Origin of the sequence: Nostoc sp. DedQUE07, from assembly GCF_034530975.2 — a bacterium.
Lineage (GTDB): Bacteria > Cyanobacteriota > Cyanobacteriia > Cyanobacteriales > Nostocaceae > Nostoc.
The window spans coordinates 35,120-44,172 of the sequence record NZ_JAVRCC020000060.1 but is presented as its reverse complement, the minus strand read 5'-3'; the positions used below and the strand labels follow the sequence as shown (position 1 = coordinate 44,172).

The window sequence follows — 9,053 nt, the reverse complement described above, 5'->3', positions numbered from 1 at the left end:
GGTGACTCGTGTCCTGTTTGGACCCCTTCGCAAACAGGCTGGGGTCAAAGCAGAGGAAGTTGAAGAAGCGCCCGAATTTATTCCATTTTTGCCCTGGATACTTCGTGCTATATCACTTGGACGGACTGCGTACAAGACGGCTTCGCGTCGTTAATAAGGAGCCAGTACAGCTCTAATCAAGCCCTCTGCTGCTTGAGAAAGAACCAACTTTCCTTCAAGACGGGCGATGGCTGATGACAAACTGCATTGCATCTATGCCCTCCGATTTCTCTTCTGATTTAGGGAGTTTGGGGGCTGCGATCTGATTTTCCTTTCATTTCATCAATACAGGAGGCAAAACCCCATGATTTTAGAAGATGATTTTTACTTAACAGACGAGCAACTTGATGGCGCTTCAAGCGAAGTCCGCAATCAGTGGGGAGCCGAGATTGACGACAAACTTGAAAACCTTTTAGAGCATCAAATCTTGGCTGAAGATGGCGGTATCGAGTCTACTAAGCGCCAGCAGGTGATTGTTCATTACAAACCAACTAAGTTGTTCGACGATTTCCTGAACGAGTTCGAGGACTTGGATAACTCATATCGGAAACGCGGAGAAGAATTTGAATTCCAATATCTCGACGAATTTGAAAGCTTGGTAAATGAATCGATCGAGTCACTCTTGAAAGAGTTGCCAACCGCAGAGACAGGCGAACATTTAAGGTTGGGGAATGCGGTCGTTGCCAACCTCACCCCTGCCGAAATTAAACAAATTGCCAGTCGTAGCGATGTAGAACAAATAGAATTTGATACGCCCCTAAAGTTGGAACTCGATCTGAGCGCTGTTAGCGTGGGTGTGGTTGAAGCCAGAACCCAAGGACTGGTTGGCACGGGCAAAGGCGTGATCATCGCTGTCCTAGATGGAGAAGTTGATATTAACCATCCTGACCTTAAGGGTCGTGTGGTTCACAAGAAGAATTACACTCAGCAAGAGTGGGGCAACCCGCATCCGCATGGCACCCATGTGGCGGGCATCATCGCGGGCAATGGCTCCAAGTACAAAGGCATGGCACCGGGGGCAGAAATCTGGAGCTATAAGATTTTTCCCACCCCACCCGGAGAATCGACCGAATCGAGAGGTGCCGATGCAATTGAGGATGTCGTGAAGGATATGCAGCAAGAGAAGCGATTACGGATTGCCAACTGTAGTTGGGGATCGTTTAGCCAAACGCTTGATGGCAACAGCGTCGTTTCCGAAACCGCTGAACGAGCGACGAAACTCGGCTTAGTGTTAGTGAAAAGCGCAGGCAACGAAGGCACTAAAAGACCTGGACCCGGAAGCCTTACCATCCCAGCAGATGCTAGAGGGGATGTGATTGTGGTTGGAGCGTCTAGCCGCGATAGTACGAGCGTCATGCCTTTTAGCAGTCGGGGTCCAACGAGCGACGAGCGACCAAAGCCGGATATTCTAGCTCCTGGTGAATTGATTATGTCTGCCAAGCCGGGTGGCGGCTACACTAGGCTGTCGGGTACCAGTATGGCATCCCCCCATATTGCAGGGATTGCTGCCCTGATCTTAGAGCGTTATCCAAAGCTCCAACCTTTGCAGGTGAAGAAAATTCTGATGCAATCTGCCAAGAAACTGGATTCTTCTGAATTCGATGAGAATGCCCAGGGGGTGGGATTGGTGGATGCCGTCAAAGCGTTACAGCTAGCAGGGCAACCGCTCGCGGAAGCAGAGAAAGTCACCGCCATTCCATCGCTTAAAGAATGGACGCTGCGCGAACAGGTCAATATTGCTGTGCGAAACACGGGTGACGAAACGATGCAAGCGGTGAAAGCAACTCTGGTTGGACCTGACGGCATTAATCTGATTGGGCTTGACGGCAAGAAAGTGACGAGTGCCGAACAAGACTTTGGCACATTGCGAATCGGTGCAGAGGCAACCCGCGACTTTGCAATTGAAGTGCCTTCAAACTTCAAGTCGCCTCAATGCAAGCTCACTTTAAACCTCAATTTCACGACGCCAACTGGCAAGAAGAAGACTTGCTCCTACAAGCTAACGCATCAAGTTCCCAGTCTTCAGCGCTAAAACTTTGTGTTAGCAGCACGAAAACTTAGTAAGGAGGTTCAAATTCAAAATGAACATTAATTTCAGAACCATTGCACGGGGTACTGATAGTGGTTATCAAAGCGCCAGTCAAATGGTGATTAACAACTCAGAGCGATGGATCGATCTCTGGCAACAGCACACCTATAATACCGAACCACCGCCACCCGTTCCTCAAGTGGATTTTACCTCCTACGGCGTAGTTGCCGTTTTTGCTGGAGAGAAGCCGACTAGCGGTTACTCGGTTGAGATTCTGAGTGCTGAAACCAGTGGCTCCCAAACTCAGGAGCAACTCGCGATTACCGTTCAGTATCGCCACCCTAAAGCTGGAGACTTCGTGACAGAGGCGCTTACCTATCCGTATCACATAATTAGGATTCCCAAAATTGATGGGAGGGTCGTCTTTAAACACATTTAACCCAGCACGTTGTTCACTCAACATTATCGTCACCCGATCCCAATTCAATACACATCAACAACATGAGCAAAAATCATGAGAACACAGATAGTTGAACAAATTGAGCTTTTTTCAGAAGCGGAACTGGAGAGCCTAGAGTTCGTCCCAGAGGAATTAGAAGCTATTGAAGCAGAGCGAGTTCCCGACTTGGACAGTATATCTTTTGAGGAAGTAGCCAAAGAGATGGAAGCATACTTCGAGGTCGAAGGATCAGTAATTTCGAGAGGTAGGACGACAGGTAGGATAGGGGCAGAGGTTGCCACCAGGAATTACAGATCAGGAACAGTTGGTGGAGTAGTGCATAGAGCGGTGGCACCATTGGCTAGAATATTTGGGGACTTTGCTTCAGGAAATATAGGACAGCATTACCGAGAGTCAGATCACTGGTTAAGCCGCCCAGCTACTGACCAAAATCTCCATGAATTTGCGCAGCATGAAACTAGATGGTGGCAAGAGCAACGAGGCTTTGCAGGATGGGCTGGCAAAAAACTGAGCGCGGATGGAAGAGCACAAATCTTAATATGTGTCAAAAATAATCCACAGAACCCTGGCAGGTGTGGGTAAACTAAAATAAATTACATATGCATTCAACCTCAAACCTTTAACCAGTGTATTCCCCAATAATATGGGTAGGGTTGAAGTGCGATAAGCCGATAGCGAAGCGTGACGTTAGTCATAGGCTTGACGCTCCGCGTATCGCGCTTTCTTGTATAGACAGTCTTAAAAGTCAAGCGAAAGCGAGTGTAGGACGGTTAATAAGAGTGCGATGTCTGTTCCTCCAAATGCGATCGCCCGATCTTGTAGGTTGGGTTAAGGCACGAAACCCAACAAACCAATCATCGTTTTATATGGCGGTAGATTGTAGAAAAATTAAATTATAACTTAATGTTGGGTTTAGCGATCGCTCCACCCAACCTACATAAGAGAGCGATCGCGCTTTCTTGTTGGGACTGTCTTAAAAGTGCAATCGCTCGTGTAGGAAGGTTAATAAGATTGCAATGTCTGTTCGTCCAATTGCGATCGCTAATCTTGTAGCAACAGTCTTAAAAGTAAGGCGATCGCTCATGGATGATGGTTGATGAGCGTGCGAATTTATCCAAAATCTAAATGTTCTAAAAAGGTACTTAATCATGAATACAAACATTGTAAATACTGACTCCCCCGATGTCAACGCACCGAATCCATAGATGTCATATCAATCAAATTGACGTTATTTTTCAGTTATAAAGGAAAATTTTATTTAACTAAGGGTTCTGGAAGCGTAAAAAATTCCTGACGGCGTTGAATCAACACTATAACAACACCGCTTGCAACCACGGCAAAGGCAGAAGGAATAAATGGCAACCATAACCCTTGTTTTAAAAGAGCGATCGCACAAACTCCATATAATATGACAACTGTCACAAAGATAGCGCATCTCTGATGTGAGAGCGATCGCACCCGCCAAATAATCAGACTCCCAACTACAGACCAGCCGCATATCCAAAGAATATCGCTCCAGTAAGGCAAAACCCAAAGAATTGGACGTTGGTCTAAAACTGCACTCAAAACTTGGCTAACCATTTGTGCTTGTATAAATATCCCTGGTATTTCTTGGTAATCTTGCTGTGCAGTACTGTAGAGAGTTGACCAAGTATCGCTGACTGTATTAGCTGTCACGCCAACGAGCACTACCTTATCTTTCATTGATTTACGATCGAATTTATCGCTCAATACCTCATCAAGAGAAACTCTCTGATAATCTGTATTACGGTAATTGATAAGTATTTGATTTCCGCCTAAATCAACTCCTTGTTGATAGGCACCACTACGGCTAAATTTTAAGCGTTTAAATACTTTAGAGCCAAACTGTACATAATTTTCATTAAATTTAGGTTTAATATTTTCATAAGATAAGTAACGAGTAATTAATTGCAACGAGAGCGAATAAGGCGTTGTACAAGTTGAAGAAGGCTCTTGTGCCATCATCAAAATTTGGCGGCGGACAATACCATCTGAGTCTTGAATTGCATCAGTAAAACCCTGGCGTTCTACAGGTACGTCTTTCGGAGGTTTAACACCTTGTGGGTCATATTTGCGATCGCGGCTTTTGCAGACAACAACAATATTATCTTTATTAAGTTCAGTCGGAAGTTGTATTGGATTTGATTTGTTTGGGGGGTCAGCTAAGTCTCTATAAATATCCAGTCCAATAACTCGTGGTTGAGACTTTTGTATTTTGTTAAGCAATTTAGCTAACGTACTATCCGAAATGGATTTCAGTCCTTTGGTCATCTCTTGTCGTGATTGAATATTTTTTTCAGTAATTTCTACAATTATTAACCTTGGATCTGGCTCTTCTTGAGGTCGCAACCGTAGCATTTGATCGAAACTTTGCAGTTCGATTTTCTCAAAGATTCCCAAGTATCTCAAACCTAATGTTGAAATAGCCACAATCAAAGTACTAAGTAGTACAGTCCAAAGTTTTAATTTTAGTGTTGCAATTTTGCCTTTTGTCGAAACTTCACCTACAAATTTAGTATCAGCAAAATTACCGCACAGTTCTTGCCACGTAGTAGGAACAGTTGTAGGATTTTGATAGATAACTGGCAACCAACTGGCACAAGGAAATTCATTTTCCAGTCCTTGAAGTCTTTCTCGCGCTTCTCGCACAGCCAAGTAAAATGGTTTGCTATCTGCAAAGGCGGTAAGAAAGTTTTTTAAAAATTCCTGTGCTATTAAATCTGGCACTCCTTCCCGCATTACAATCATTTGGGGAATGTTTAAATCAGCTAAATTTCGTCCTAAGCCAATTCCGTCACAAGAATTGAAAATTGCTAGTTTTAAACCGCGTTTAATTGCTGCCTTAAGTGCATGTTTCAACTGCGAAATTGTTAAATTTTCTGTTTGATTGATGCAGATTTCCCCAATCTCTCCGTCAGCAAGACTATTACTATGTCCGGCAAAAAATAGAATATCCCAATCATGATTCCATAGATGCTCGTCAAGTGTTTGCCGTGTTGGTTCTATAAGAAAAGTGGTTTTGCCATCTGTTAAACCTTGTAAAGCAGAGGCATCTTTATCAATATCAATACCAACTCTATTGCCTAGAATTGCCAAAATTTTGACTTTACCCGTAGGAGACTTTTGTAATAGCTGGGGAGATTCATACTCATGATTGCTTAAAGCTAATTCCGCTTTCGGGTAATCTTCAAAAAAATGCCATAGATGCCAAGGCAAGCGATGCAGTAGAACTATATTTGTTTCAATAATGACTCTAATTTCATCATTACGACTAAGTAGAGTTCGCAACTGCCGTTCGATATTCTGAAATGATTCAAATTTTAACCAAGCATTAATATTTGCTTGTAGCTGTTGACATACTTCATCGAAGTCATTGACAGAAATATTGGTTATGTCTTGCGAATGTACTTTTATCCGGTGATTCCTACCCAGGCGTTGATGAACTGCTGCGTAGAGTAACTGCCATCTGCGGTAGAGTTCGCTTAGTTCTGGTGCTGGCGGTAGACTCCCTGTTAATTTCACGGGTATAAATTCGTCATGACACCAAAGTTGAGCCGTGACAACAGGAAATCCTTGATTTAAATCTCCCCCCAAGAAGCTGAAGACAACTAGCTTACTCATAAGTAAAATGAACTTTGCCATTCGCGATTAACTAATGACTAATCAACAGGGAGCATTCTACTTATGCAAAAACACCAAAAATAAGTGTATTACAAGGAATACATAAGACAAATTTGACCCAATCAACACCAATTTGACACTGCTGGCTCCTAATAACTAAATTATGAAATTCTCTGTTATTTGATAATTATTCAGATCGATCTGGATGCTGAAACATTCTCCCACTTCCCCATCAAAGAGTTTCAACTGCACATAAATATCTTGAACTCTTGCTTGTACTTGTTGAAGTATTTCCCCTCGATCTGAAAGTAAAACTAGCTTGATATTAGCAGGTAGATAAGGTTGATTATAAGCTGGATGTAGCTGCACGCGAATACTAACTTGTTGGTTAGCTTCTGGTATTAAGGCAGCTAATAAAATAACTTTTTGAGCCTCTATTTCTATTCCCAAGTCAATCAGCTTGGCGCGTTTGATAGCGGCAGCACTTAACCCGGAAGAAGTGCGGAAATTAAAAGCTAGGCTACTGGAGTTTGGCTCAAAAAAAGTCTCTATAGCTTGCCAAGAAGCATCGTAAATCTGCTCTAGCCAACGACTGAGATTCACTTGTACTTGTGAAAATTGTGTAGGCGCAGCCTGTTGTAGAGATTGCAGCCTTTCTTGGTACAAACGCTGCCGCCACTGCTCATTTTCTAGTAGCACTCCCCAAGTTGTAAATGGCACTGCAAGTCTCGGAAATGTTACAGAGGAATTGCCTAACCGTTGCACAAGATTTTCTGCTTGAACAGTCGATAATTCTGGTAGTGGAGCGATCGCACCTTTCATCTCCTCTGTTCCACAAAATTGGTAGGTGATCCAAAAAGCATTAAGGTCTTTAATTAAGTGCCGTGCATCTATACAATAAGTCCTATCTACTTGGTCGTAGTCTGCTAGTGATTTAAGTTTTTCATGGGTTATATAGCTCCAAATTCTTACCCACTTCCCATCTGCTGTAACTTGCACTGCTAAATAATAGTCTGCTGCCCAACTAGGAATGTCTACCCATTCTTGAGGAACTTCTAACTCACTATCATCAATTGCCTCGCTAGGAATTAAAACGACTCGCTTTTGATTTAACAAAATTGCTGTGCCATTGACAAATTCCCAAAAAGCAGGAATACCAGGAGAACTATGCCAGATACTTGCTTCTGGAACATATTCAGCTTTTACCCAATTCAAAAACCCATAAACGCAAATTTGATTTATGTAAGCACGCCAGCGACTGCTAGGTGTGGCGTACATTTGGCTTTCTTGCCAAGAACTTGTCTGCAAGGATGGTGATATTTCTAACAATAATTCCTGCGGTTCAGTAAAAGCCGAAGTCATTCTTACTACCTCATCATTCATAATTTCAGCGATATTCCCCATACTTAACTTTCAACCATTCTTCCAAAGCACTACTCATATCATTAACTAGGTTGGAAGTCACAGAAATATTAAGCGTGTCTTGGCTCCATTGGATCAATGCTTTCAGCATTGATTCTCTACATTTGATCAGCCGACGAGAAACAGTAGGCTGACTCATTTGTAGGCGTTCTACAATCTGTGGCTGAGTTAATCCCTGTTGGTAATAAAGTTGAAGTATTTCTTGAGTTTTTGCCTCAAAAGCTTGTAAAGTTTTTAACAAAACAGCTTCAATCTGAGATCGTTGATTTTGTTGGTTTTGGGCATCCTCTTGGGCTATCATCTCCGTGATTAATGATTCAGAGGATGGATCTGGCAAATCAAAAGTTGTTGTGGAGTCATCTTTTGGTATCACTACATTTAGAGAACTAACAGGTGGATACAGATAACCACGCACGTAGATAGCTGCTTGGGTTAGCCACTGTTCAATTTTCTCTCTCGTGGATTCTGGAGTAGGTTGAGTTAACTGATTTTGGCGATCGCGGTTGTAGAGCTTGACAATAGCTTCCCAAAGTTGAGGTTCTGGTTCTGGTAGTGACTTTGTGCCACCTGGTTGGTTTTGAACATACAGTTCTTTGAAACAAGTCCAGGCTAATCGATATTGAACAATTAGAATCGGTGATAATCCAGCTTGAGCAAGAGCTTCTAAAAACTGCTTTTTGCTTACTTTGCGTAACAATGCCCAATTTGTGCAAATATCAGCTTCCTTGCGTTGGCGTAAAATATCTTTTAGCCGGCTGGGAACTGCCATAGTAGCATAGGCTTTTAAGCTAGAGCATTTTTCTAAATTAAAATTTTTGAGAATTGTTTCAATTTCAGCATTTGCCATTTGAAAATAATCTGCTAGGCTATGTTGACTATTTGTAAATTTGGCAATTGTTTTTTTAGCAGCCCAATAATTTGGTTCCTGTAAATAAGCAGATAAATGCATTCTAGCAAGGCTATTAGATTGCTCTCGCCAGCACTTGTGCCAATGTAACGCCCAAAAATTTTCTGAGTTAGGGACGAATGGTGAAGACTCCAAGCAATTTTGAATATTTCGATGCAGCTTGATATCAATCAACCATTTGCTGAATCTGTCTCCTTCCAACTCAACGAAGGTTGAGAACATCTCGATAATTTTTTGACGAGGACGCATAAGCAGTTAACAATTTCAATCGATCCGAACTTAAGCAACTATCAAAACCGCAGATATCTCTGTGGACAATTGCAAGATACTGGTTTGCTAATTTCCAATTCAATAGCGCACATATTTTATTCCTTGATGTTTTTGAAGATAACTCTATTCATATTCTGTTGAATCTAGATAGTTTAGTTATTTTAAAGTTAAATTTTTGTATTTATGGGTTTAGTAGCCATAATTGCGAACATATACCTAATTGAGCCTTTTTGGGAATACGCCCTTCGGTATACTTTTGACTATCTATTTTTCCTAAATCCTTA

6 protein-coding genes are annotated in these 9,053 nt (G+C 42.2%); 3 read left to right on the top strand and 3 right to left on the bottom strand.

Features of this window, described 5'->3' with window-relative positions; translation table 11 throughout:
• Positions 1-343 precede the first annotated feature (343 nt).
• The 3 genes from RMZ95_RS29405 to RMZ95_RS29395 all read left to right on the top strand — a co-directional run bounded on the left by RMZ95_RS29405 (position 344) and on the right by RMZ95_RS29395 (position 3,110).
• Positions 344-2,071: a S8 family peptidase gene (locus RMZ95_RS29405; RefSeq protein ID WP_322684247.1), complete on the top strand. Its 1,728-nt coding sequence runs from the start codon at positions 344-346 to the stop codon at positions 2,069-2,071.
• A 49-nt stretch (positions 2,072-2,120) separates the two neighbouring features.
• Positions 2,121-2,507: a protease complex subunit PrcB family protein gene (locus RMZ95_RS29400; RefSeq protein WP_322684246.1), complete on the top strand. Its 387-nt coding sequence runs from the start codon at positions 2,121-2,123 to the stop codon at positions 2,505-2,507.
• A 75-nt stretch (positions 2,508-2,582) separates the two neighbouring features.
• Positions 2,583-3,110, top strand: a complete 528-nt coding sequence (locus RMZ95_RS29395; RefSeq protein WP_322684245.1) for a hypothetical protein — start codon at positions 2,583-2,585, stop codon at positions 3,108-3,110.
• 672 nt (positions 3,111-3,782) lie between these two features.
• Here the strand turns inward: RMZ95_RS29395 and RMZ95_RS29390 are convergent.
• From RMZ95_RS29390 to RMZ95_RS29380, 3 genes are all read right to left on the bottom strand, one after another.
• Positions 3,783-6,170, bottom strand: a complete 2,388-nt coding sequence (locus RMZ95_RS29390) for a CHASE2 domain-containing protein (protein WP_322684244.1) — start codon at positions 6,168-6,170, stop codon at positions 3,783-3,785.
• Positions 6,171-6,326: 156 nt separating this feature from the next.
• Positions 6,327-7,574, bottom strand: coding sequence for a DUF1822 family protein (locus tag RMZ95_RS29385; RefSeq protein WP_322684243.1), 1,248 nt, complete (start codon positions 7,572-7,574; stop codon positions 6,327-6,329).
• Positions 7,558-8,748: a sigma-70 family RNA polymerase sigma factor gene (locus RMZ95_RS29380; protein WP_322684242.1), complete on the bottom strand. Its 1,191-nt coding sequence runs from the start codon at positions 8,746-8,748 to the stop codon at positions 7,558-7,560. Before RMZ95_RS29380 ends, RMZ95_RS29385 begins: the two co-directional genes overlap by 17 nt.
• Positions 8,749-9,053: the final 305 nt, after the last annotated feature.